Below are 24,430 nucleotides of genomic sequence, written 5' to 3'. Positions count from 1 at the left end.
AAGGCCCTTCCTGTACCCAGGCGCGAGGAAGGAAGCCTTCAGGTACCGAGGAAGGGACCCTCGGCGTCGAACTCGGCTTCGAATTCGTCGATCTCGTCGCGTCCGATGTCGAGCAGGGCGACGTCCGCCTGCCCTCCCCCGGCGGGGGCGGCCGTTCCGCGGCCGATGATCGCCGCGATTTTCGAAGGCGTCCGGTACTCGAACACCTCCCGCGCGCCGAACGTCATCCCGTCGCGATGCGCCCGCGCCGCCAATTGCATCGACAGGAGCGAATCCCCGCCCAATTCGAAGAAACTGTCGTCCGCGCCGATCCGGTCCAGACCGAGCACTTCGGCGAAGAGCGCGCACAACGCCCGCTCCGCTTCGGTCACCGGCTCCCGGCCGGAAACCAGTCCGCCGAAATCGGGATCCGGCAACGCCGCCCGGTCGACCTTGCCGTTCGCCGTCACGGGCAAGGCGTCCACCGCCACGACCGCCGCCGGCACCAGATGGTCCGGCAACGTCTCGGCGACCTGCTCGCGCAGCCGTCTCGGATCCACCTCGCCGCCGGACACGACGTAGCCGATCAACCGGCCGTCACGGGCCACCACCACCGCCTGATCGACCCCGGGCAGCGCCGCCAGCGCCGCCTCGATCTCACCCGGCTCCACCCGGAAGCCACGGATCTTGACCTGGTCGTCGGCCCGGCCGGCGAACACCAGCTCGCCCTCGTCCGTCCAGTACGCCACGTCCCCGGTCCGGTACATCCTCCGGCCGGCGGCGAACGGATCCGCGACGAACCGCTCCGACGTCAACGCCGGGCGGCCCAGATACCCCTGTGCCACCGCGTCGCCGCCGATGTACAGCTCACCCGCGACACCCGGCGGCACCGGGCGCAGGAAGAGGTCCAGCACATACAGCCGCCTGCCCGGCAGCGGCCCGCCGATCGGCAACGTCGGCGCGAGCCGCTCCCCCGGCTCGATCGCCTTCGACGACACGCACACCGCGGCCTCGGTCGGGCCGTACGCGTGCCAGATCCGCAACCGCGGGCAGGCCCGCCGGACCCGGTCCACCACCTCGGACGGCACCACGTCGCCGCTCAGCAGCAGTTCGCGCAATCCCGAGAAGACCTCCGGCGACTCCTGTGCCAGCGCCCGGAACTGCCCCGCCATCATCACCACCGAGGTGACGCCCTTGGTCACGTAGGCGGCGAGCCGCTCCGCGTCGACCAAGCCGGGCTCGGCGAGCAGCACCCCCGCCCCCGCGCCGAGCGACACCCACAGGTCGTACACCGACGCGTCGAAGGTGTGCGGAGCGTGCATCAGCACCGTGTCGCCGGGCCCGACCGCCCACCCCGGATCTCCCACCAGGATCGCCGCGGCCCGGTGCTGGACCACCACGCCCTTCGGGGTCCCGGTCGATCCGGACGTGTAGATCACGTAGGCCGGGTCCTCCGCCCGGACGGAGATCGGGGCGAGGGCGCCCTCGATGGCTTCGTCCACCACGATCCGCGCGTATCCCGCGGGCACCAGATCCGAGGTCCCCGCTGCGCACACCACCGCCGCGACCGAAGAGTCCGCCAGCATGAAGGCCACCCGGTCCGCCGGGTAGTCCGGCGAGACCGGCACGAACGCCGCTCCCGCCTTCCAGACCCCGAGCCAGGCCGCCACCAGCTCCGCCGACCGTTCCAGCACGACCCCGACCCGGTCGCCCCGGCGCACCCCCCTCGCCGTCAAGGCGCCCGCCACCCGGCCCGCCCATTCGTCGAGCTCCGCGAAGGACCAGACCCGGTCGCCGTCGATCACCGCCGTCGCGCCGGGTGCCTTGCGCACCTGCTCGCGGAACAACTCCGGCACCGACACCGCGGGCACCCCGTCGCCGGTGTCGTTCCACCGTTCGACGACCAGCTCCCGTTCGGCGGCACCGACCACGTCGAGCCGTCCCACCGGCGCCGCCGGTTCCGCGATCATCCGCTCCAGCACCCGGACGAGCCCGCGGTGGGCCTGTTCGGCCAGGGACGCGCCGACCAGCTCCGGCTGGTACTGCAAATCGGTCTCGAGACTCTCGCCGGGCATGACCACCAGGGTCATCGCGTACGGCGCCGCCTGGTGGTACTCCCGCAGGGACAGGCGGAGGCCGCTCGGGGAGACCGCGCCCGCCGCCGGATCGGCGTAGTTCTCGAATCCCACGACCGTGTCGAAACCCGCCCCGCCGAGCTTCTGGATCTCCGGCAGGCCGAGATGGTGATGCGGCACCAGCGCGGACTGCCGCTCCTGCAATTCCGTCAGGAGCCCGAGGATCGACTGCCCGCCGTCCAGGCGCACCCGCACCGGCACGGTGCCGATGAACAGCCCCACGGTCTGTTCCACGCCGGGCAGCTCCGCGGGGCGCCCCGAAACCACCGCGCCGAACACCACGTCACGACGACGCGCCAGCCGGGCCAGCACCACCGCCCACGCCCCTTGCACCAGCGTGTTCAGCGTCAGCCCGTGCCCGCGGGCGAAGTCGGCCAGCGTGGACGTGAAGTCCGGTGAATGCCGGATCAGTTCGCGGGCCGGTGTGCCGAGCGCCGTACCCGGCCGTTCCGGGAGCCCGAGCGACGATCCGTCGGCACCGGCCAGTTCCGCGTGCCACGCCGCTCGGGCCGCCTGCTTGTCCTGTCGGTCGAGCCAGGCCAGATAGTCCCCGTAGGAGCCCGCGGGCCGCAGCCGCGGGCCGGCCCCGCCCGCCGCGTAGATGTCGAGGAGTTCCGATTCGAGGATCGCCCGCGACCACCCGTCCATGACCAGGTGATGGCTCGTCGTCACCAGGCAGTGCCGGTCCCGGCCGAGCCGGATCAGCGTCAGCCGCAGCAGCGGAGGCTTCGCCAGGTCGAATTTCCCGGCCCGCTCCTTCTCCGCGATCGAGCTCACCTCGGCCAGCGCGTCCGGTTCGGCCAGGTGGGACAGATCGTGTTCGGCCCAGGGAAGCTTCGCACCCCGGAAAACGAGCTGGACCGGCTCTCCGGACTTCCGCCGGTGGAAGCAAGCGCGAAGCGCCGCATGCCGGTCGAGAAGGATCTCCCACGATTCCCGGAACCGTTTCGCGTCCAGCGGTCCGTCGAGGAACTGCGTCTGCTGGGTCGTCTGGATGTCGGGAGCGTCCTCGGACAGGAGCGAGGCGTGATAGAGCATCCCCTCCTGCATCGGGGACAGCGGCCAGATCTCCGCGAGCGCCGATCCGGACCGCGTGGTTGACGCGTTCACGATGTCCGCCCCTCGCTGAGTTCCGCCGCTAGCGCTTCGAAGTTCTCGATCTCGTCCTGGTCGAGCTGCAGAAGACCGAAATCGGAGGCGGTGTGCCCACCGGCGGCGGGGTCCTCCGCCTGCCGGGCCAGCCCGGACAGCGTGTCCAGCAGTTCGCGGACCAGCCGGTCGATCTCGGCGTCCTCGAACAGGTCACCCGACCACTCCACCATGAGCGTCAGTTCCGGACCGGCAGGCAGATCCTGGACGATGGCGTTGACATCGAGACCGTGCGGCAACCGCATGTCCGGATCCAGCGAACCGCCGATCTCGCCGGCCAAGTGCCACGCCCGCACGTCCTCCGCCTCACCGGCGACGAAGCGGCCCAGGTAGTTGAAGCCGATCCGCGCCGACGGCAGTGCCGCGAGCACCGGTTCCGTCTCGCCGTTGAGGTACCTCAGCATCCCGTGGCCGAGCCCGTCGCCGGGTACCGCCCGCGACTGCTCCTTGACCGCCTTCAGCAACGCGCCCGCCGCCGGACCACCGGCGACCACCTCGGCGAGATCGATCCCGGCCACCTCCAGCCGTACCGGATGCGTACTGGTGAACCAGCCCACCGTCCGGGACAGGTCCATCCCCTCGGCGGGATGGCGGCCATGACTCTCCACGTCCACCAGCACCGTGTCCTCACCGCGCCACCGGGCCACCGCTCCCGCCAGCCCGGTCAGCAGCACCTCGTGCACGCCGCAGTGGAACACCGCCGGAGCCCGGCCCACCAGCACCGGCGTTTCGGCGGGCGGCACCGTCCACGACCGCGAACGCACCGCCCCGGCCGGGGCGGGCCCTGGTGACCCCGCTTGACCGAGAATCCGCTTCCAGGCGGGCAGTTCCGCGACCCGCTCGGCAGAGACGGCCCACTCCTCGAGCAGCGCCGTCCACCGGCGGAACGACACGCCCACCGGCTCCAGTGCCGGCTCCCGTCCCGCGGCCGCCGCCTCGCAGGCCGACCGCAGATCGGACGTCAGAATTCGCCACGAAACCCCGTCGACGACGAGGTGGTGTGCCACCACGACCACCCGGCCCGCCTGATCCGGCCCGGCGTCCACCCACACCGCCTGGACCATCACCCCCGCGAAGGGCTCCAGCCGTCCGACGGCTTCCCGCGCCGCGGCCTCGGTGGCTTCGGCGAGCGAGCCGACCTCGGCCTGCACGCGGGTGACGATTCCCGTCGCGGCCACCGACCCGCGCTCGCCGACCACCAGCCGCCCGCCGCCGTCGCCGTCGACGAACCGCGCCCGCAGCATGTCGTGCGTGTCCAGCACCGCCGCCAGCCCGGTGGCCAGTGTCTGCTCCCCCAGTTCCGGGGGCGCACCGACCACGACCCACTGCGCGAACCCGGCTTTCGTGACACCGTCGCCGAACATCCGCATCACCGGGGTCAGCGCGACCTCACCCACACCGTCCGCGATCGCGGACCGATCCTGATGCGGCACAGCGGTTTCCGCCACGAGCTGCGCGAGCCGTTCAGGGGTCCGGTGGTCGAACACCTGCCGCGGGGTCAGCGAAAGACCGTCGCGGCGCGCGCGGGAAGCGACCTGCATCGACGAGATCGAATCCCCGCCCAGTTCGAAGAAACCGTCCTCGACGCCGACGTGTGCCAGCCCGAGCACCTCGGCGAACACCTCGCACAGGATCCGCTCGGCCTCGGTCGCGGGCTCCCGCCCGGCCGTCTTCGAGGAGAAGTCCGGTTCCGGCAACGCCTTCCGGTCGATCTTCCCGTGCGGCGTCAGCGGCAGGGCGTCCAGCGCCATCACCGCCGCGGGCACCATGTACGCCGGCATCCGGGCCGCGAGTTCCTTCCGCAGCGCTTCCGGATCGACGTCACCCGGCGCCACGTACGCCACCAGGCGGCCGTCGCGGACGGTCACCGTGGCCTGGGCGACCTCGGCGCGGCCGGACAAGGCGAACTCGATCTCACGGGGTTCGACCCGGAAGCCGCGGATCTTGACCTGGTCGTCGGCCCGTCCGGCGGAGACCAGTTCGCCGTCCTCGGTCCAGTACGCCAGATCACCGGTGCGGTACATCCGCTCACCGGGGACGAAGGGATCGGCGACGAACCGCTCGGCCGTCAGCGCCGGACGCCCCAGATAGCCGCGGGCCACCCCGACGCCCGCCAGATACAGCTCACCCGTGATCCCGTGCGGCAACGGACGCAGGAACGAGTCGAGCAGATAGCCGCGCACCCCCGCGATCGGCTTCCCGAACGGGATCACGTCGCCTTCCGGCGACAACGGCATGCTCACCGTCGCGCAGATCGTGGTCTCGGTCGGCCCGTAGGCGTTGATCATCCGCCGTCCGGGCGACAGGCGGTCCACCAGTCCCGGCGGACAGAGTTCTCCCGCCGCGGTGACGGTTTCCAGCCGGTCCGGCAGACTGTCCACAGTGGCCAGCACGGACGGTGGCGCCTTCACGTGCGTGATGTCCCAGCGTTCCAGCGCGTCGATCAGCGAAGCGTGCGGCGGCAGATCCTCGTCCGGCGGCATCACCAGCGTCGCCCCCGCCAGCAACGCCATCATCACCTCGGACACGATGGTGTCGAAGCCCAGCGCCGCGAACTGCAGGACACGGGACGACGGTGACACGGCGAGCCGTTCGATATGCGCCATCGCCAGATTGCCCAGGCCGGAGTAGGTGACGACGACACCCTTCGGCGTACCGGTCGAACCCGACGTGTAGATCACATACGCCGCGTCACGCGGGTCCAGGCGCGGCAGGTCCGCGCCCGGGGCCGCGGTCAGGTCGACCTCGTCCAGCACGACCAGCCGGTCCGCGAACTCCGGCGGCACCGCCTCCCGCGTTCCTCTCTGGCACACCACCAGCATCGGGTCCGCGCTCCCGAAGATGAACCGCACCCGGTCGGCCGGGTACGCGGGATCCACCGGGACGAACACGCCGCCCGCCAGTGCCACCCCCAGCATCCCGGTCAGCCACCACGAGGACCGGCCGACGACCAGCCCGACGCGGCGCTCCCGCCCGACGCCGCGGGCACGCAGGACGGCCGCGAGCTTCGACGCCCGCTCCCACAGTTGCGCGTAGGACAGCTCGCCTTCACCGTCGGCGACGGCCACCGCGTCCGGTCGCTCCGCCGCCATCCTGCCGATCAGCACGGGCAGCGGTTCCCCGGCCGTCACCGCGGGTTCCCACTCCAGCACCGGGTTTCCGACGATCTCCACCCGGCCGAGGAGTCCGCCCGGATCGTCGACCATCGCCCGCAGCGCACCGGCGAACCACGCGAGCACCGAGTCGGCGACCGCCTGATCGATTTGCGCGGGCCAGTAGGCGAGCTGGATCTTGAACCCTTCACCGGGAATGATCCCGATGGTCAGCGGGTAATGGGTTCCTTCGATCGTGCCCAGGTAGGTGAACTGGTCGGCGAAATCCCTCGGGTAGTTCTCGAACACCAGCAGCGTGTCGAAGGACGCACCCGGCCCGGCCGCCTTCTGGATCTCCGGCAGCCCCAGGTGCTGATGCGGCATCAGGGCCACCTGCCGGTCCTGCAGGGCGGTGAGCAGGTCCAAGACCGTTCGCCCACCGTCCAGTGGCACCCGGATCGGCACCGTGTTCATCATGAGCCCCGGCATCGACTCCACCCCGGCGAGTTCCGCGGGCCGGGCGGCGACCGTGGTGCCGAACACCACGTCGGTCCGCCGTACCAGCCGGGCCAGCACCATCGCCCAGGCGCCCTGTACCACGGTGTTCAGCGTCAGCCCGTGGTCGCGCGAGAACTCGACCAGCCTGGAGTGCAGCTCCGGCGGGAGGTGGACGACGCGGTAGTCGTAGTCCGTACCGGAGTCCGTCTTGGCGATCAGCGCGGGCACGTCGATGCCGGACAGTTCGGCCCGCCACGCCGCGCGTGCCGCGTCCTTGTCCTGCCGGTCGAGCCAGGCCAGGTAGTCCCGGTAGGACGCGACACCCGTCCGCTCCGGCAGCCGCCCGCCTGCCGTGTAGGCCTCGGACACCTCGTTGAGGACGACCGCCACCGACCAGCCGTCGGTCAGGATGTGGTGGCTGACCACCACCAGGCGGTGCCGGTCCTCGGCCAGCCGGGCCAGCACGAGCCGGAACAACGGTGCCTTGGCGAGGTCGAACCGCTTCCCTTGTTCCTGCCGCACCAGGGCTTCGACGGCCGCGTCGGCGTCGTCCGCGCCCGTCAGATCCACTTCCCGCCACGGCAAGGTGACGTGCTTGGCGACGGCCTGCACCGTCTTCCCCGACGCGAGCCGGTGAAAACTCAGCCGAAGCGCGGACTGCCGGGCGAAAACCGCCTCCCATGCGGCTCTTAACCGGGCCACGTCCAACTGCCCGGTCAGCTCCAGGATCCATTGAGCCTGATAGATGTCCGGCCCCTGCCGGCTGTCGGGCCCCTGGTCGTCCAGGGTCGACTGGAAGAGCAGTCCCGCCTGGAGCGGTGCCAGCGGCCAGATCTCCTCGGCCTCCGGTGCGGCGAGCGCCAGCTCGGCCTCGTCTTCCGCGCTGAGCACGATCAGCGGGCGGGCGGCTGGCCGCTCGACCGGTACCGCCCGCGCCGCGGCGACCGCCAGCCGGGCCGGGGTCTCGTGCTCGAAGATTTCGGCGAGTGTCAAGGACAGTCCGGCTTTCGCCGCCCGTGCCGCCAGGCGCATCGCGATGATCGAATCCCCGCCCGATTGGAGGAAGCCGTCGTCGACACCGGCTCGGCCGAGGCCGAGCACCTCCGCGAACAGTCCACAGAGGATCCGCTCCAGCTCGGTGGCGGGTTCGCGGGCGGCGGTCTTCGCCGTGAAGTCGGGCGACGGCAACGCCGCGCGGTCGACCTTGCCGTTGCCGGTCAGCGGCAGCGCGTCCAGGGACAGCACGGCGGCCGGGACCAGGTACTCCGGCAGCACCGCACCGAGACGCTCGCGGACGAGGGCGGGTTCCGCGTCCGCCACCACGTAGCCGATCAGCTTCCCGTCGATCGCGACCACCACGGCCTCGTGGACGTCCGGCTGGGCGGTCAACGCGGCCTCGATCTCGCCGGGTTCGATCCGGAACCCGCGGATCTTCACCTGGTCGTCCGCCCGGCCCGCGAACAGCAACTCGCCGTCGGCGGTCCACTGGGCGAGGTCCCCGGTCCGGTACATCCTCCGCCCGGACGCGGACGGATCCGCCACGAACCGCTCCGCCGTCAGCCCGGCCCGGTCCAGGTAACCGTCCGCCAGACCGGAACCGGCGAGGTACACGTCGCCGATCACCCCCGGCGCCACGGGACGCAGCCCCGCGTCGAGCACGGAGACCTGCCGGCCCGTGAGCGGACGGCCGATCGGCAGCACCGCCCCCAGCGTGTCGCCCGGCGCGAGCAGATGCCAGGTCGCGCAGAGCGTCGTCTCCGTCGGGCCGTACAGATGCCGGATCCGCGTCCGGGGGTTCACCTCCCGCACCCGCTCCACCGCGTGCGCGGGTACCAGGTCGCCGCCGGTCAGCACCTCGGCCAGCCCCGCGAACGATTCCGGCGATTCCTCGGCCACCGCACGGAAACTGCCCGCGGTCAGATGTGCCCGCGTCACCCCGGCCGCGACCGCCTCCCGGAGGCGCCGGGCATCCACCGCCCCCGGTCCGGCGATCACCACCCTGGCACCCGACACCAGCGGCACCCAGATCTCGAACAGCGACGCGTCGAAGGAATGCGGCGCGTGCATGAGGATCGCGTCCCCGGGTTCCACGGCCCATCCGGGCTCGCCGACCAGCTCCGCGACGCCGCCGTGCGGGACGGCCACGCCTTTCGGTGTGCCCGTCGAACCGGACGTGTACATCACGTACGCCAGGTCCCTCGGCCCCACCGAGACCGCCGACGCTCCGCGCTCGTCACCGTCCGTCGCGACGTCCGGCTCGATCGCCTCGATCCCCTCCGGCACGCTGTCGCGCGTCGCGGCCGAGCACACCATCAAGGACACGCCCGAGTCCGCCACCATGAAGGCCACTCGCGGCGCGGGGTAGGCGGCGTCCACCGGTACGTACGCCGCCCCTGCCTTCCAGACGGCGAGCAGCGCCACCAGCAGCTCCGCCGAGCGGTCCAGCATGACCGCGACCCGGCCGCCGCGGCGCACACCCCGGCCGGTCAACCGCCCGGCCAGCCGGTCCGCGAGTGCGTCGAGCCGCCGATAGGTCAGCACCCGGTCACCGTCGACCACGGCCACCGCGTCGGGTGTCCGGTGCACGCGGCGGGCGAACAGCTCCGGCACGGTCGTGGTGGCCTGCGCTGCGGGACTCATCGTTCTCCTTCAAGAACCACCTGATGCGCCGGCGCCGCCCCGTTGCCGCCGCGTTTGACGCCGTTGCTTTCCGGCTTGGCGAACTGTGTGCGATAGAGGTCCGCGTAAAGACCGCCCGCGGCCAGCAACTCCTCGTGCGTTCCGCGCTCCCGGACCCCGCCGCCGTCGATCACGAGGATCTGGTCGGCCTCCCGGATCGTGGACAACCGGTGGGCGATCACCAGTGAGGTCCGGTCGCGCAGGGCGGTCTTGAGCGCCGCTTGCACGGCGGCCTCCGACTCGGAGTCCAGATGTGCGGTGGCTTCGTCGAGTACGACGACCGTCGGCGCCTTCAGCAGCAGCCGGGCGATGGCCAGTCGTTGCTTCTCCCCGCCCGACATGCGGTAGCCGCGATCGCCCGAGACGGTGTCCAGCCCCTGGGGAAGGGAGTCGATGAGCTCCCAGATCTGGGCTCCCCGGCAGGCCTCGATCAGCTCGTCCTCGGTGGCCGTCGGGCGGGCGTAGAGCAGGTTCTCCCGGATCGTGTTGTGGAAGAGGTAGGCGTCCTGGCTGACCACACCGACCGTTTCGCGCAGCGAATCGAAGGTGAGATCCCGCAGATCCTGTCCACCGGCGCGAATGCTGCCGGAGGTCGGGTCGTACAGCCGGGAGACCAGGTGGGTGATGGTGCTCTTCCCCGCGCCGGACGGACCGACGAGCGCGGTGAGGGTGCCGGCGGGCACGTGGAAGCTCACGTCGCGCAGGACGTCCGGCGGTATCTCCCCGCGTCCCCGGTCGGCCCGCAGATGCTCCAGCGACGCCAGCGAGACCTCGTCCGCGGTGGGGTACCGGAACGCCACGTTCCGGAACTCGATGTCCGGTGCCACGCCCTTCTCGAGCCCGACCGCGTCTTCGCGTTCCTCGATCAGCGGCTTCAGGTCGAGCAGCTCGAAGATCCGGGAAAAACTCACCACGACGGTCTGCGCGGTCTCCTGCATCCCCGACAACTGGGTGATCGGCCCGAACAGCCGCGAGAGCAGGGTCGCGATGGCGACCAGCGTCCCGAGCTGGAAGGCCCCGGCGAGTACGAGTTCGCCACCGATCCCGTAGACGAGCGCCGTGGCGAGCGAGGCCACCAGGGACATCATCACGAAGGCCATCCGGCCGTAGACGGAAAGGCTCACGCCGATCTTGCGGATCCGCCCGGCCCGCTTCCGGTACTCGGCGATCTCCTCGTCCGGGCGGCCGAAGAGTTTCGAGAGCATCGCGCCCTGGACGTTGAATCGCTCGTGGAGAAGCCCACCGAGGCCGTCGTTGGCTTCCATCAGCCGCCCGGCGCGCCGCTGGATCGCCCGGCCCACCCGGATCCAGGGCAGGAGGAACAGCGGCACCAGCACCAGTACGACGACGGCGACGAGCCACGACAGATAGATCAGTTCGGCCAGCACCACGATGACGGTGAGCGCACTGGTCGCCGCGATCAGCAGCCCGCCGAAATGCTGCTGTGCCATGATCAGGTCCGTGTGCAACCGGCCGACCAGTACCCCGGTCTGGGTGCGGGTGAAGAACGCGATCGGCAGCCGCCGGACGTGATCGAGCGCCTGCACCCGGAGGTCGTAGCTGACCCCTTCCCCGATCCGGCCGGAAATGTAGGCCGACACCAGTGCCAGCGCCGCGCCCAGCACCGCGAGCACGGCGGCCAGGCAGGACATCAGGAGCACGGTTCCCGGATCGTTTCCGACGATGCCGACGTCGACCAGTTCCCTCAGCAGCAACGGGGTCGCGACGATGACGAGCGACTCCAGTGCCGCGACGAGGACGAAAAGCGTGACCATGCCGATGTGCGGGCGGAAGTAGGTGAGCACCCGGCGCACCGTCCCGGGACGAACCTTGGTCTCCCAGGGATCGGGATCGTCATCGCTCTTCCTCACCCCCCCGTAGTTCAGCACTGCGTCCATGCGGGCACCCCTCTCGAAGAACAGGTCGGCGATCTCAATCGTGCTGAATCGGGTCGATGTCCACGAGTGGGCCGAAGCGAACACTTGGGAGGGTTCGGTTCACCTGCCACGGGATCGACGAACATCCCCGTCGAGCGGGCTTTCACTGTCCACAAGCGACACTCAGGCGGCCGCCCGCCGTCGGATCAGCGGCATCCGCCGGGAACGGGCGGCACATGCCAGCCATGGAACCGGAGAGCCTCGGCGAGTCTTCCGGTGTCTTCCTGGCGAACGGAAACCTCGGCGACCCCGACCGGCAACCCCGTCGAGTGCTCCAACCGGACGTCCTCGATGTTGACCTCCGCCAGCTCCGCGGCGTTGAACAACCGGGCCAGTTCTCCCGGCCTGTCCCGCAGCACCACCTGGACCACCGCGAAATCGCGGACCGGCCCGCCGTGTTTGCCGGGGATCCGGCCGTGTCCCTCCACACCACGCCGCAGCAGCTCCGTCACGTCGTCGAGATCGCCCGACCGCAGCGCCGAGGCCGTCGCGGCGAGATCCGCCGCGATCCGGTCGAGCACTTCGGCGACCGGAAACGCGTTCCCGGAAAGGATTCTCCGCCACAGCCCGGGATCGCCGGCGGCGATCCGCGTCACGTCCCGCAGGCCCTGCCCCGCCAGGCTCAGCGCGACGTCGTCACCGCCGGCCAGCCTCGCCGCGACCGCCGACGCCGCCACGTGCGGGGCGTGCGACACCAGCGCCACCGCCGCGTCGTGGTCACCCGCGCCCACGATGACGGCCTCCGCACCGCACAGCGACACCAGTTCCCGCACCCGCCGCACCGCGCCCGCATCCGTTTCCGGACGGGGACAAAGCGCCCAAGGACGGCCGAGGAACAGATCGGCGCGGGCCGCGGCCGGGCCGGACCGTTCCCGGCCGGCGAGCGGATGCCCTGGAACATAGGAGGTCAAGTCGCAGCCGAGCCGCTCCGCGTCGGCGATCGGACCGGCCTTGACACTGGCCACGTCGGTGTAAGCCCGCGCGGAGCCCTGCTTCTGGAGCTCGGCCAGCCGGTCCCCCACCAGGTGTGGCGGCACGGCGATCACCGCCAGGTCCACTTCCTCGCCGGTCCATTGCCGGCCGGCGCCCAGCTCTTCCGCGAGCCGGACGGCATGCACGTCGGCGTCGGACAGGTGGATCGCCACCCCCTTCTCACGAAGGGCCAGCGCGACCGAGGTGCCGATCAGTCCGGTGCCGACGACGAGTGCCTTTTGCACGGTCACCTCTGCTCCTTGAGCGGTGCACCGTGAAGACCTCCTCGATGAGGAGGCCTTCACGGAGTCATCTCGCGGCGAGGTCGGTCGCCTGGTTCTCCAAGCGGCCCGCGAACTCCGACCAGACCCGGGCGTGGTCCTTCGCGAAGCCGGCGATCACGCCGTACAGATGCGGCGGGACGCCGTGCAGGATTCTCTCCCACTCCTGCCCGTCGATCGAGTGCAGGGACAGCATCCGCAGGAGGAGCCTGCCCACCTCGCTCAACCGGAGCGCCGGATCGGCCTTGAGCCGTTCCAGCACGGCGAGGCGTTCCCGGTCCACGGTGCTTTCGAAGTCGGGTTCCGGCCATCGCAACGGATGCGGCTTGGCCCGCAACTTCCTGGTCCCGTCCGGGGTCGGGCTTTCACCACGCTCCAGCCGGGCTCGCACATCCCGGACCGTCTCCGGCGAGATACCGACCTTCTTGGCGACCTGCCGAAGGGAAAGACCCGGATCGTTGCGGATGAGCTCGGCCGCGAGTTTCCGCCGTTCCGAACCGTCGACAGGACGGATTCGCCCGTCCCGCCCGACCCTTGTCTCCCCTCCGCCTTCGCCTCCGCGTCGCCGCAGGTCGGCCACCGTGCCGGCGGAGATACCGGTCGCCGACGCCACCCGCCGATCGGACCACTGCGGATGCGTCCCGATGATCTGGACGGCCGCACGTTTGCGATCCGCGAGGGAAAGCGGCAGACCATGCCGGATGTTCGCTTCCACGGCGAGGACGAAGGCGTCGGATTCGGCGCCGTCGACGAACCTCGCCCGGATCTTCGTATCGCCTCTGACGCGCGCCGCCTTCAACCGGTGCAGACCATCGACCACCCGCATCGTCGGTCGGTGAACGAGAATTGGCGGAAGTTCCCACTCCGCGGACAGCAGTGTCTCGACGTGGTCCGGATCCTCGCCAGACGTTCGTGGCGAACACGCGGTGGACAGCCGGGACAACTCGATTTCGACGACAGGGAGAGCGGAAAGTTCAACTCTCGTCGGATCCACCTAGCCCCCATTGAATCTCTTGTTTGATCGACGTTTGCGATACGGCAAGGGACCCACCGTCCAAGTGCTCGGCTTCGGTGGTTGGACACCATGAACCCGTCCGGCGCCGGCTTCGGCCGCAGGGCGGGGTGTCCTCGACGGTGAGGATCCCTCGAACACCACCGGGCGGACCCGCGCCTGTGCGGGCCGCCCCACGGTCTTCCAGACGACCGGTGGTGCGCTTTCCGACGAACTACCGAAGCCGCAAGGGCCGCCTCCCATCGCCCCGAGGACGATCAGGCGAGACGATCGCTCAGCGACTCGATCCGACCAGGTCGGCCAGGCCGACATCCGTGCAGCCTGACGAAGTCGGCACCCGCCGCGATGCGAGGTCTCGGACGTTTTCGATCCTATGTCTCCGTACCGCCTCAGCTCAGCGGTTCAGTGGGTGAAATCTATGGAAGCCTCCCAGTAAGCGCGCACCATGTCAGCCCCAGTTGGCCCGCACCAACGCAGCATGGCATGAACAATCCATGTCGGCAATTGACGAACAGTGTGATTTTCGTAGACGAGACGGCCGCCAAGATCAATATCCGAAACTTCGCCGCCGGTATTGACGCGCCTGCCGAAGATAAGTAAAGCGGCCGCGTACACGTTTGCCCGGGCGGATGCCGCTAGGCTGTTCGCAGGTCTTGTTAGGCCATTCGTAGGGCCTTGTTCTTCTATCGAAGCGAGCACGGCCGGCGCCGGGCTCGTGCCACCCCTCGACATTTATTCACACGAACGGCCGATCCCGGATCTCATTGTTCGGTCGGCCGCCGAGCTTTCCGTGGCAGCACCGGCATCGGCGGACGCCGAGAGCGGAATGAGACCGGCGTCGTGGACCCATCACGAGAACAGAACCAACGCCGACCCGCCAGGAAGAAGCACGCCGGGAAAACCACCCAGGTGAGCGAGCCGCCGAACGTTCAGGTGAACGCGGACGACCTCACCCGTTCAGCCAAATGACGAAAACTGTCCAAGCCCGAGCCTCGCGCAGTGCACCGGACGGCCATTCGCGGTACAGAAAGGCGATACCACCTGGCGGCGTCGACAATTTCGGGATGGCACGACGGAATGACTCGCCCACCGGATCCGTCGCCGGTTCAGTCACCCAATCATCCGACGTTCTAATCGGCAGGGTTGACGTGGCGTGTCCTCGAGTCGGGGCACCTTCGTCTCACGTGCCGCGCCGGGCTTCCCGGCACGGAAGCCGTACCGTCCTCCACCTGAAGTACACGATGGCCCCCTTCCTCGCGCCAGCGCCAGGAAGGGGGCCATCATGTACTGGGAAAGGCGAAGGAAAACGGCGTCCGGAGGCCGCGTCCAACCGCATACTTGGACAGTCGCTTACGGAGACCGGCCGCCTCACCGGCCGACGAGAACCGACCGCGCACCCCGTGCCCCGCCGCGACGGACGGAAAAATGCCGCGGGCACCCCTCGGGGCACCCGCGGCATCGGTGTGGCAGGCCGGCTCGCCTACGCGATCGGGAAATCGAAATACGTGTCCGGGTAAGGCTCGTCCTTCAGGCTGTAGTGCCACCACTCGCACTCGTACGGGGTGAAGCCCGAACCCTCCATGACAGCGCGGAGGTGTGCACGGTTCTTCGTCGCTTCCTCCGGGACCCCCGCTGCCCCGTGATGCGAGACGACGTCCATCAGGTCGTGGTCGCCACCCATCTCGGCGAGCTCACCGGTGTCCAGGTGGTACAGCGTCAGGTCCACCGTGCTGCCCCGGCTGTGACCCGACTTGGTGGCCACGTAGCCCTGTTCGAACATCTGGGGCCGCTCGATGTTCGGGTAGTGCCTGGCTTTCTTCCGGCCGTCTTCGGGCTCTTCCGCCCAGCGCAGGAAGCGGTCCACGGCGCGCTGCGGGCGGTAGCCGTCCCACAGGAGCAGGCCGAAGCCGAGTTCTTCGGCCTTGTCCCGCGCCTTCTCCAGCGCCGCGCAGAACGCACGCGTGCCGGCGACGCGGTTCACCAGGTACCCGTCCACCGGTTTGCCGGTGAAGTTGTCCCACGTGGCGTACTTGGCGTCCCAGCGGATCCCGGAGACGACCTCGTCCACGAAGACGAAATCATCCTTCATCCGGCACGGCCCGCGAGGGTCAGCTTCACCAGCCGGTCGATCACGTCGCCGAGCGAGAGGCCGGCGGCGGCCATCATCCGCGGGTAACGGCTGTACGAGGTCAGGCCGGGCAGGGTGTTGACCTCGTTGAGCACCACGCTCCCGTCCTCCTTGAGGAACAGGTCCACTCGCGCGAGGCCGCGGCAGCCCAGCGCGCGGTAGATGACCTTCGCGGTCTTCTGGACGAGGTCACGCGACTCGTCCGGGATGTCGGCCGGGACGATGAAGCTCGAGTTCTCGGAGCCGGTCTCGGGACTCTTCTCCTGGTGGATCTTGAAGAAGCCGTGGGTCAGCGCGACCCGGTCGACCTCGCCCGCGAACAGGTCCTCGTCGTTGCCCAGGATCGAGCAGCCGATCTCGCTGCCGACGACGGCCTCTTCGATCAGGATCTTCGCGTCGTACTGGCGCGCCTCCGCCAGCGCGGCGGGCAGCTCTTCCTTCGCGGAGACCTTGCTGACGCCGAACGACGAGCCGGAGCGGGCGGGCTTCACGAAGACCGGGTAGCTCAGCCGATCCGGGTCGACGTCGTTGTCCGGTGTGACGATGTGGAAGTTCGGCGTCGCGATCCCCGCGCCGCGGACGACGGAATAGGTGAGGGCCTTGTCGATGCACATGACCGAGCTCGGGAGGTCGCAGCCGACGTAGGGGATGCCGGAGATCTCCAGCAGCCCCTGCATCGCACCGTCTTCGCCGAACTTGCCGTGCAGGACCGGCAGCACCACGTCGAGGGCGATCGTCTCGTACTTGCCCTCGTCCAGGACGAGCAGGCCGTGCACCCCGCGGTCCGGCGACAGCACGGCCGGGCGGACGTTCCCGCTCTCCCAGTCCTCGGCGGGGCCGTCGCAGAGCATCCAGGAACCGCTCTGGGTGATCCCGATGTAGTACGGCTCGTACTTCTCGAGGTCGAGATTCTTCTGGACCTCGCGCGCAGATTTGATGGAGATAGGATGTTCTTCGGAAAGCCCGCCGAACAGAATTCCGATTTTCAACCTATCCATACTACTTCCCGCTTTCGAATTGGAGACAATTGATGATGGAGTTTTCGACAGTGTCACTCAGCGCGTGGTCCGTGTAGTAGGCGGTATGCGGGCTGATGAGCACGTTCGACAGTTTTTCCAACCGCAGCAACGTCTTGCTCTCTAGCGGCTTGTTCCGGCAGTCGGCGTAGAAGATTCCTTCCTCGCCTTCGAGGACATCCAGCGCCGCGCCGCCCAGTTTGCCGCTTTCCAAAGCCGAAATGAGGGCTTCGGTTTCGATGAGCGGACCGCGTCCGGTGTTGATGACGTACGCGCCGTCCTTCAGCCGACCGATGTTCTTCCGGTCGAGAAGATGATGGGTATCGGTGTTGAGCGGCACATGGAGTGTCACGATGTCGCTCTGCTCGAGCAATTCGTCGAGCGGGACGTACTCGGCCGAGGCGGTGAGGACCGTGTCGTAGGCCAGCACCCGGCACCCGAAACCACGCAGCCGATCGAGGACCGCGACACCGATACGCCCGGTACCGACCACCCCGACGGTGAGATCGCGCAGCTCTTTCCCGCGCACCGCGTCCAACCGGTAGTCGTGGACCTCGGTGCGGAGGACGATGGACTTGGCGTTCCGCACGGCCATCAGCATCAGCATCAGCGTGAAGTCGGCGACGCTGTCGGGCGAGTAGGCGACGTTGCCGACGGTGATACCGACACTCGCCGCGTATTCCACGTCGATGTGGTTGAAGCCGATGCTCCGCGTGGAAATGTATTTCACGCCCGCTTCGGCGAGCGCGAGAAGAAGGGAATTCGTGACCTTGGTCTTGTGGCCGATGCTGATGCACCTGTTTCCGGAGACCAGCCCGATATTGGCCTCGGACACCGGCTCCCGGACAATGGTCGGCATTATGCCGAAACGAGGTGCCATCTGCCGGAACAGGGCGGCCTCGTCCTGTCCGCAGCCATAAATGGTGATTCCTCTCGCCAACACGGCCGAGGAGGAGGCGGACGCCGGCGATCCGGTGCGGGGGGCAGCTGATCGCGCTGGTTCGCTGTAGGTCATGCCCGACATTGTAGGCAGCGCGATGCGGCCGTCTCTTATGGGGTTTTCGATGCCCCGACAATAAGTTACCAACTGGTAGCGCCGCGTGCACGCCTTGTCGTTCACCTGCGCCGCGACCTCTCTAGCGCAGATCTTGCCTGCCCGGCACAGGTGCCGAAACCGCCCCGTGACCGATGCCACACAACCACTCCGAGACGACGTCCGCGAGCTGTTCCGGAGCGTCTCTCGCGACGAGGTGACCCGCGGCCGGAACAGGGGCGACGGTGACCCGGGGATTGGCCGCGCGCAGTCTGCGCACATCGGTTTCGGCCAGTGGCGATCCCTGTCCGCCGTGCACCACCAGGATGGGCAGGGCCAAGGCCCCGGCCGTGGCGAGCAGGGCGGAACCCGATCCGAGGACGTCCTCCACGAGCCGGGTGCAGCGGCCGGCGAGCCCGTGGAAATCGAGCCACGAGCGCACCCGGGCCGGCGCGAGGCCGGGCACGACATCGACGAGCACGAGTCCGCCCGCCCGGTTCGCGACGGCGGGGTCCGCGAGGGCGGCGATGGCGGCCAGCCCGCCGACCGAAGCGCCCACCAGGACGATGGGCCCGGGCCGGCGGCGGACCATCTCGGCGACGTCGCCGGCCAGGGCACGGAGCGTGGTCGCCTGACCGGAACTGTCCCCGTGACCACGCAGGTCGAAGGCCACCGACCGCAGGCCGCGCCGGGCCAGCACCGCGGCGACCGGCACCCAGACCTCGCGACGCTCGCCGCCCGCGTGGAGCAACAGGACCGTCGGACCGACGCCGGTCTCCGTACCCCGCAGAGTCACTTCACCCAGGTCGAGACGGATTTCGGTGGTCACGAAACGAGTCATGGCGGCCTCCCCGATTACCTTGGCTTCTCAAGGTAACGGATCTACCTTGGCCTATCAAGGTAAGATGCCGACCGTGACGACCTCCCGGGCAAGACGGTCTCCGGAGGAGGCCCGGCGGCTGATCCTCGACGCCGCGGCTTCGCTGCTCAGCGAGTCCGGCGTGGCCGCCGTCCGGATGCGGGCCGTGGCCGCACGGGTCGGCATGACCGACGCCGGCGTCGCCCACCACTTCGGCAATCGCGAGAAGCTGCTCGCCGAGCTTCTCCGGCACGGCGGCCGCCGCCTTCGAGACGCGCTTCGCGAGCTCCTCGCGAGCTGGCTGGACCACGACGCCGACCTGCTCGCGTTCGTCGAGGCCCTCCACGCTCTGTACCGACGCGGCTACGGCGAGCTGGCGGTGGCGCTGCACGCGGCGGGATGGCGCGACCCGGGCAGCGGGATGCTCGATCCCGTCGTCGAGGCCCTACACCGGCTTCGGCCACCTGGCAGCTCACTCGACGACACCCGCCTCGCCGTCGCCGCCCTCCATCAGGCGATGGCCACGGAGACCCTGTACGGGAGCGATTTCCGGCGCAGCGCCGGGATCTCCGGCGCCGCGGCGGACGATTCGGCCGCCCAGGTGCGCTGGTGGGCACGCCAGCTCCACCTCGCCCTCGACCTTCCCAGGAGCAGTCGGCAAGGTCGTGAATGGCGATTCGGCTTACTCGAAGAATGAGACAAAACCTTGAGCGTCCACATAGGACGATTCAACCGTGGCGCGGCCGGGCTTGTGCCGTCCACCGCACCCCTTCCCCAGTACAGGAAGGACCCCTTCACGGCGCTAAGCGCGATGAAGGGGTCCTTCCTGTACTTCACGATCCACTAATCAGCGGAGCCCCTGCGAAATCAGCTCGCCGACACCTTCGACGTCGCCGAGCGCTGCTCGCAGTTCGGCGGCGTACTCTTCGGCCCCGGCACGCAGACCCCGTTCGATCACGCCCACGGTGTCGAACGCCTCGACGTCCCCGCCGCTCAACGCGGCGACGGATTCCTTGACGACGGCCCCCAGCAACAGCTCCGCCGGCACCACCGGCGTTCCTTCCAGCGGCCAGACGAGATCGTCGAGCACACCCTGCCCGCCGACCTCGCGAATCAGGCCCGCCGCGGTGATCCCCGGCACCCGGAGCCCCTCCGGCAGCACCGCGCGAACGCTCAGGTTGTGCGAAAGCCAGTGCAGCAGCTGCGCGTTCACCTCCATCTTGACCGGCTTCGGCGTCAACCACAGCGTGAGGTTCACGTAGTACTCGGTGAGGCGGTCGAGCACCTCACCGCCTTTCTGGAACCCCCACAGGTTGATGTCGAAGTAGTGATGCCACGTGGCGTCGGCGACGATTCGCCCGACCCCGGCGGCCGCACCGTCGTACACACTGGACACGCCGTAGACCTGCCCGTTGCGTTTGTCGGTGCCGTGCGCGACGATCTCGGGCTTCGGCTGGCCCATCGGCCCCGACGGCCACACGTCCGCCGGGAACCGCTCGGGAATGAGCAGCTGCCCTTCGTGCATGTGGTCGGGGAAGATGGTGATCGGACCCCGTCTGCCCTGGAACAACGGATGCGGCCTGCCGAACCGCTTCCGCAGGATCAGTTCCTGCGGATACGGATCGAGATCGTTCGGGATCGGATTGTCGATGTCGCTGCCCCACGGGTCCGGCTGGTGGGTGTTGTGGCTGAACTCGATACTCGCGTCCGGCCGGTCGTTCCACACCCGCAGCTCACCCGCGCGCGGGACCCGATGCCCCAGAGCCCGCCCCAGGTTCAGGTAGTCGGGCAACGACGGATCCGCTCCCGGCGGACGCGGATTCGAGTGGTCACCGGAGATGAGCACGCCACCACCGGCGTCCATCCAGGCCCGCAGCGCCGCGACCTCCGCGTCCACGAGTTCGTTTTCCGGCTCCCCGGGCATAGTGGACTGCAAAATGCCGAAAAACCACACCTGCTCGTATCCGCCGAGAACTTCGGAAGTGAGTTTCCTGGCGGCGTGCCCGCCTTCGTGCCGATTGATCAAATCGATCTCGATCTCGGCGAAGAAAGGCTGGTTCGCCAAGATCAGGTCGCGGACGATACCCAGTGAGAAGCCGCCGTTCCCGGTGAATCCGACCAGATCCGTGTAGAACAGGATTCTGATCTTCGGCTTGGCGACCGGACTGACTTGATCGGCGACGATACGTGTGTCGAACATTCATTTCCCCCTTGCGTGAAGCACCATGCCGACTCCCCGTCGGTGCTGTCCCTTCCACGTATACCGGAACTTCCGCCCACCGCGCGGGCACCGGAACGATGACCGAGGAATCTGCGGAAATCGCGGCCGGGGGTTACGAATTCGGTGGGCACCTTGCCGCAGGGACGCGGGAGGGTCACCGGACCTGGATGCGGTACTTCGCACCGTCCGCCTTGCTGTGGCTCGTTCCCGTGGTCGGGCATCAGGCGCCAGGGCGCCACCCGGAAATGGCTGTTCACTCATCCAGTGTCCGCTCCGGTCTGCCGCTGACGACGGCGTCCACTTCGGACGGTGCCGCCGTCACCCAACGCGCCGACACGGGCCCCGCGCTTCAGTCGTGGAAGATCGGCTGACCTGGGTGGCCCGTTCTCTCGGGGGCGGGCGCCCGGGTTGCGTTCGTGTGGCCCATCACACTCTGACTGCACGTCCGCGGTCCGCGACCGTCTCCCTCGATGAGAGCACTTTCGGTGAAGAGTTCACCGAAACCGTCGGAGGGAGAGCACCATGAACCACACCGGCATCATTCGCACCGCCACCATCACCGGCGTCGCCGCGGCGTTGGGCTTGGCCGCCGTCGTCCCGGCGTTGGCCTCCCCGCTGAGCGACCCGCCTGCCGCGCGATCCACCGACCCGGTCACCACGGTCGCCGATCTCGACGGCGACGGCGAGATCGAGACCGTCACCGCCCAGCTCACCGGCGAGAACGACCAGGTCGTCTCCGCCACCGTGCACGGCACCTTCACCTCGATCCACCTCGGCGCCGGCAGCACCGTCCCGCTCGATGCCCCGCGCGTCGCCGACCTCAACGGGGACGGCCGTGCCGAACTGATCGTCACCCAGTCCGTCGGCGCCAACACCACCTTCTTCACCGCCCTGCACTACGACGGCCGCAACCGCGGCCAGGTCGTCGTCGACGACAGCAAGCCGCTGTCGTTCGCCGAAGGCGGCGGCGTCGCCGCCCACCTGGGCTACCGGTGCACCCCGCTCGACGGCGGCGGCCGCACCTTCGAGACCGTCGCCGCCGAAGCCGACGACGTCGGCGCCGACCCGATCACCTACTCGGGCACGCGCACCGTGCACACCCTGCACGACGGCGCGTCGACCACCCGGAAGACCATTCCGATCACCGCCCGTCCGGTGACCGACCCGGTGCTCGGCACCGACGCCGCGAGCTGCGCCCAGACCGGGAGCTGATCGGCAGACCCGGTGCGCGGGCGGACCGGCGTCTCCTGCTGAGGATCAGAAGTACATGAAGGCCCCCTTCCTTGCGCCTAGGTACGGAAAGGGGGCCTTCATGTACTTGTACTCGATGCGTAGGCCCGTCACCGGTTTCGGAATCGCCGCCTTCGCGGCAGGCGCCGCGCTACAACGGCGGCACCGAATTGCGCGTCGGAACTGAGGCTCCGAACGCGTGAAGGCCCCTTTCCCCCGGCTGCGCCTGGGGAAAGGGGCCTTCACGGGCGATCACCGCTGAGGAGCGTAGGTCAGGCAGTTCGCGGCGTGGTCACCCTCGCCCGGTCCCACTCGGACACTCGATGCGGTGCATTCCAGCGCGGAGTTGTGCCGGCAATCGGATCGGGAGCAGGCACCCACCTGGGCGGTCACTCGATCGAGTCCACCTTTGGTGTTGAGCGGGACGAACGTTCCGCAATCGGCCGATCCGTTCCCGCCGCCAACCGTGATGGCGAAAGCGTGACAGCCGTCGTGGTTGTACGAACAGCCGCTGACCGTGCATTCGTGGACAGCGGGCATTTCGGTGGTGGTCATAACGACTCCTCATACTTCGTGGTGGTGGTGTCGTTCGGTATGACCAGGGTTGCACCGCCTCGTCCTTGCGGCAATTCGGAGCGGCCATGACCACCCGGGAAATTCATTCACGTCCGGGCTCGGGCCGGGCGAGCAGCCGTTCCAGCCAGGATTCCCGGGCGGCGACGCACGATCGGGCGACGGCCGTTTCCGGCGCGAGATCGTAAAAGCCGTCAAAAGCACCGCCCCAGACATGCAGTTCCGCTTCTCCCCCGGCGGCCCAGATCGCACTCGCGTACGCCACGGCCTCGTCCCGGAACACTTCGACGGCGGCGACGTCGATGAACGTCGGCGGCAATCCGCCGAGTTCCGTCGCCCGGGCCGGGGCGGCATACGGCGATACCTCGGCGGTGCCTCGTCGCTCTCCGAGGACCATCGTCCAGGCCGTCGGATTGCTGGTCCGGTCCCAGACGCCGACGCCGTCGTACCGGCGAGCGGAAACCGTCTCGTTCCGATCGTCGAGCATGGGGCACTGGAGCAGCTGACCGGACAGCACCGGCCCGCCGCGGTCCCGCGCCAGCAGCGTGACCCCGGCGGCGAAGCCCCCACCCCCGCTGCCGCCGAAGATGACCAGCTCGCCCGGGTCGAACCCCAGCTCCTCCGCGTGTGCGGCCATCCACTCCAGTCCCGCGTAGCAGTCCTCCACCGGCACCGGATGCGGATGTTCGGGCGCCCGGCGGAACTCGACGGTGACCGCGACGGCGTCGTACTTCAGTGTCCACTCGACGAGGGGGTGCACCGACGCGAACCGGTCACCCAAGACCATTCCACCGCCGTGGACGTGGTCGATGCCCGGCCCGCCCCCACGGTGGTCCTCGCGCGCGAGGACGGAGACCGTGATCTCCGCGCCGCCGTGACCGGGGATCGTGTGATCGGTCCAGGTGACGGGACGGCCGCCGATCTGCTCCTCGATCGTCGGGAAGCGCAGTGCCCGGAAAATGCGCCAGCCGGTCCGCCGTCATGCCGACCGGCACCTTGCCCGCGAAGGCGGGCAGCAGGGCGGCGAGCTCGGGATCGTATGCGGGTTCCACGATCCGCGCGAGCCTAGCGGCCGGCTCCATCGGCACCACCCGGCTCGAGAACGAACTCGCGGCGATGACCACCGGCTACCTAGGCTCGTGATTTTCCGGGGTTGACCAGGCGAGAAGTGGGTACCCACCGGTGTGAGCCGAGTGAGGAACAGGATGCGTGGCGTCGCCGCCCGGTGGCGGCGAAAGGGGGGCGGTCTCGCCCTCATCTGGACGTTGATCACCGTTGGCCTGATCGCGATGCTGTGGGTGTCGGGGTTCCGCGCGTGGCCGGTGTACCTGACGGCGGCACCGGGAGCCGTCGTTTCGGTGCTGCTGTGGATCGGCGTCGCCCGCACGCGCCGCCGGAGGGTCGTCGAGAACCAGCCGAACGGCTGAGCCGCTTCGTCGCTTTCCCCGCGTGCTTGGGGACGTAACTCGCGAGTTACGTCCCCAAGCACGCAAGTTACGTCCCCAAGCACGCAAGTTACGTCCCCAAGCACGCGAGTTCCGTCCTGGAGCACGCGAGTTCCGTGCTGGAGCACGCGAAACCCGAGTACACGAGGCACCCGTCCGGTACCCGCAGCCCGCGAAAACACCGCGATCGA

16 protein-coding genes are annotated in these 24,430 nt (G+C 69.2%); 4 read left to right on the top strand and 12 right to left on the bottom strand.

The window, feature by feature from the left end; translation table 11 throughout:
* Positions 1 to 38: 38 nt before the first annotated feature.
* The 9 genes from P3102_RS06870 to P3102_RS06830 form a co-directional block, all read right to left on the bottom strand.
* Positions 39 to 3,224 (bottom strand): amino acid adenylation domain-containing protein, encoded by a 3,186-nt coding sequence (locus P3102_RS06870; RefSeq protein ID WP_276367467.1) that lies wholly within the window; start codon positions 3,222 to 3,224, stop codon positions 39 to 41.
* Positions 3,221 to 9,493, bottom strand: coding sequence for a non-ribosomal peptide synthetase (locus P3102_RS06865; protein ID WP_276367466.1), 6,273 nt, complete (start codon positions 9,491 to 9,493; stop codon positions 3,221 to 3,223). Before P3102_RS06865 ends, P3102_RS06870 begins: the two co-directional genes overlap by 4 nt.
* Positions 9,490 to 11,430 (bottom strand): ABC transporter ATP-binding protein, encoded by a 1,941-nt coding sequence (locus tag P3102_RS06860; RefSeq protein WP_276367464.1) that lies wholly within the window; start codon positions 11,428 to 11,430, stop codon positions 9,490 to 9,492. Before P3102_RS06860 ends, P3102_RS06865 begins: the two co-directional genes overlap by 4 nt.
* A 185-nt stretch (positions 11,431 to 11,615) precedes the next feature.
* Positions 11,616 to 12,692, bottom strand: coding sequence for a prephenate dehydrogenase (locus tag P3102_RS06855; RefSeq protein ID WP_276367462.1), 1,077 nt, complete (start codon positions 12,690 to 12,692; stop codon positions 11,616 to 11,618).
* A 58-nt stretch (positions 12,693 to 12,750) separates the two neighbouring features.
* Entirely contained in the window at positions 12,751 to 13,548 is a 798-nt protein-coding gene (locus tag P3102_RS06850) for a helix-turn-helix domain-containing protein (protein ID WP_346660162.1), read from the bottom strand.
* Between the two features lie 1,666 nt (positions 13,549 to 15,214).
* On the bottom strand, positions 15,215 to 15,823 hold the full coding sequence (vanX, locus tag P3102_RS06845) for a D-Ala-D-Ala dipeptidase VanX (RefSeq protein ID WP_276367459.1): 609 nt from the start codon (positions 15,821 to 15,823) through the stop codon (positions 15,215 to 15,217).
* Positions 15,820 to 16,860, bottom strand: coding sequence for a D-alanine--(R)-lactate ligase VanA-Ao2 (gene vanA-Ao2 / locus P3102_RS06840; protein ID WP_276367457.1), 1,041 nt, complete (start codon positions 16,858 to 16,860; stop codon positions 15,820 to 15,822). The genes vanX and vanA-Ao2 overlap by 4 nt, the downstream gene beginning before the upstream one ends.
* A 1-nt stretch (position 16,861) precedes the next feature.
* Positions 16,862 to 17,893, bottom strand: coding sequence for a VanH-AOV family D-lactate dehydrogenase (gene vanH / locus P3102_RS06835; protein WP_346660161.1), 1,032 nt, complete (start codon positions 17,891 to 17,893; stop codon positions 16,862 to 16,864).
* Positions 17,894 to 18,014: 121 nt separating this feature from the next.
* Positions 18,015 to 18,752, bottom strand: coding sequence for an alpha/beta hydrolase (locus P3102_RS06830; protein ID WP_276367456.1), 738 nt, complete (start codon positions 18,750 to 18,752; stop codon positions 18,015 to 18,017).
* 73 nt (positions 18,753 to 18,825) lie between these two features.
* Between P3102_RS06830 and P3102_RS06825 the strand changes: the two genes are divergently transcribed.
* Entirely contained in the window at positions 18,826 to 19,467 is a 642-nt protein-coding gene (locus tag P3102_RS06825) for a TetR/AcrR family transcriptional regulator (protein WP_276367454.1), read from the top strand.
* A 150-nt stretch (positions 19,468 to 19,617) separates the two neighbouring features.
* On the opposite strand, the gene P3102_RS06820 is transcribed toward P3102_RS06825, so the two are convergent.
* Positions 19,618 to 20,970 (bottom strand): hypothetical protein, encoded by a 1,353-nt coding sequence (locus tag P3102_RS06820; RefSeq protein ID WP_276367453.1) that lies wholly within the window; start codon positions 20,968 to 20,970, stop codon positions 19,618 to 19,620.
* Positions 20,971 to 21,236: 266 nt separating this feature from the next.
* On the opposite strand from P3102_RS06820, the gene P3102_RS06815 reads away from it, so the two are divergent.
* Both P3102_RS06815 and P3102_RS06810 read left to right on the top strand, forming a co-directional pair.
* Positions 21,237 to 21,362: a hypothetical protein gene (locus tag P3102_RS06815; RefSeq protein WP_276367451.1), complete on the top strand. Its 126-nt coding sequence runs from the start codon at positions 21,237 to 21,239 to the stop codon at positions 21,360 to 21,362.
* Positions 21,363 to 21,513: 151 nt separating this feature from the next.
* A complete protein-coding gene (locus tag P3102_RS06810; RefSeq protein WP_276367450.1) occupies positions 21,514 to 22,203 on the top strand; it encodes a VCBS repeat-containing protein in 690 nt (229 codons plus the stop codon).
* A gap of 270 nt (positions 22,204 to 22,473) precedes the next feature.
* Here P3102_RS06810 and P3102_RS06805 read toward each other — a convergent pair whose 3' ends face one another.
* Together P3102_RS06805 and P3102_RS06800 are read right to left on the bottom strand one after the other, a co-directional pair.
* Complete coding sequence (locus P3102_RS06805) at positions 22,474 to 22,776, bottom strand: DUF1540 domain-containing protein (protein ID WP_276367448.1); 303 nt, start codon at positions 22,774 to 22,776, stop codon at positions 22,474 to 22,476.
* Between the two features lie 103 nt (positions 22,777 to 22,879).
* A complete protein-coding gene (locus P3102_RS06800; RefSeq protein WP_276367447.1) occupies positions 22,880 to 23,575 on the bottom strand; it encodes an alpha/beta hydrolase fold domain-containing protein in 696 nt (231 codons plus the stop codon).
* Positions 23,576 to 23,999: 424 nt separating this feature from the next.
* On the opposite strand from P3102_RS06800, the gene P3102_RS06795 reads away from it, so the two are divergent.
* Complete coding sequence (locus P3102_RS06795) at positions 24,000 to 24,221, top strand: hypothetical protein (protein WP_276367443.1); 222 nt, start codon at positions 24,000 to 24,002, stop codon at positions 24,219 to 24,221.
* Positions 24,222 to 24,430: the final 209 nt, after the last annotated feature.

This window comes from Amycolatopsis sp. QT-25 (assembly GCF_029369745.1).
Taxonomy (GTDB): domain Bacteria; phylum Actinomycetota; class Actinomycetes; order Mycobacteriales; family Pseudonocardiaceae; genus Amycolatopsis.
This window is presented reverse-complemented; position numbering and strand designations above follow the sequence as displayed.

Excerpts from the sequence above, each read along its gene's own strand:
- P3102_RS06795 (WP_276367443.1), top strand. The coding sequence starts at position 24,000 with ATGCGTGGCGTCGCCGCCCGGTGGCGGCGAAAGGGGGGCGGTCTCGCC.
- vanA-Ao2 (WP_276367457.1), bottom strand. The coding sequence starts at position 16,860 with ATGGATAGGTTGAAAATCGGAATTCTGTTCGGCGGGCTTTCCGAAGAA.
- P3102_RS06860 (WP_276367464.1), bottom strand. The coding sequence starts at position 11,430 with ATGGACGCAGTGCTGAACTACGGGGGGGTGAGGAAGAGCGATGACGAT.
- P3102_RS06865 (WP_276367466.1), bottom strand. The coding sequence starts at position 9,493 with ATGAGTCCCGCAGCGCAGGCCACCACGACCGTGCCGGAGCTGTTCGCC.
- P3102_RS06820 (WP_276367453.1), bottom strand. The coding sequence starts at position 20,970 with ATGTTCGACACACGTATCGTCGCCGATCAAGTCAGTCCGGTCGCCAAG.
- P3102_RS06830 (WP_276367456.1), bottom strand. The coding sequence starts at position 18,752 with ATGACTCGTTTCGTGACCACCGAAATCCGTCTCGACCTGGGTGAAGTG.
- P3102_RS06810 (WP_276367450.1), top strand. The coding sequence starts at position 21,514 with ATGAACCACACCGGCATCATTCGCACCGCCACCATCACCGGCGTCGCC.
- P3102_RS06850 (WP_346660162.1), bottom strand. The coding sequence starts at position 13,548 with ATGCGGGTGGTCGATGGTCTGCACCGGTTGAAGGCGGCGCGCGTCAGA.
- P3102_RS06815 (WP_276367451.1), top strand. The coding sequence starts at position 21,237 with ATGGCTGTTCACTCATCCAGTGTCCGCTCCGGTCTGCCGCTGACGACG.
- vanX (WP_276367459.1), bottom strand. The coding sequence starts at position 15,823 with ATGAAGGATGATTTCGTCTTCGTGGACGAGGTCGTCTCCGGGATCCGC.
- vanH (WP_346660161.1), bottom strand. The coding sequence starts at position 17,893 with ATGACCTACAGCGAACCAGCGCGATCAGCTGCCCCCCGCACCGGATCG.
- P3102_RS06805 (WP_276367448.1), bottom strand. The coding sequence starts at position 22,776 with ATGACCACCACCGAAATGCCCGCTGTCCACGAATGCACGGTCAGCGGC.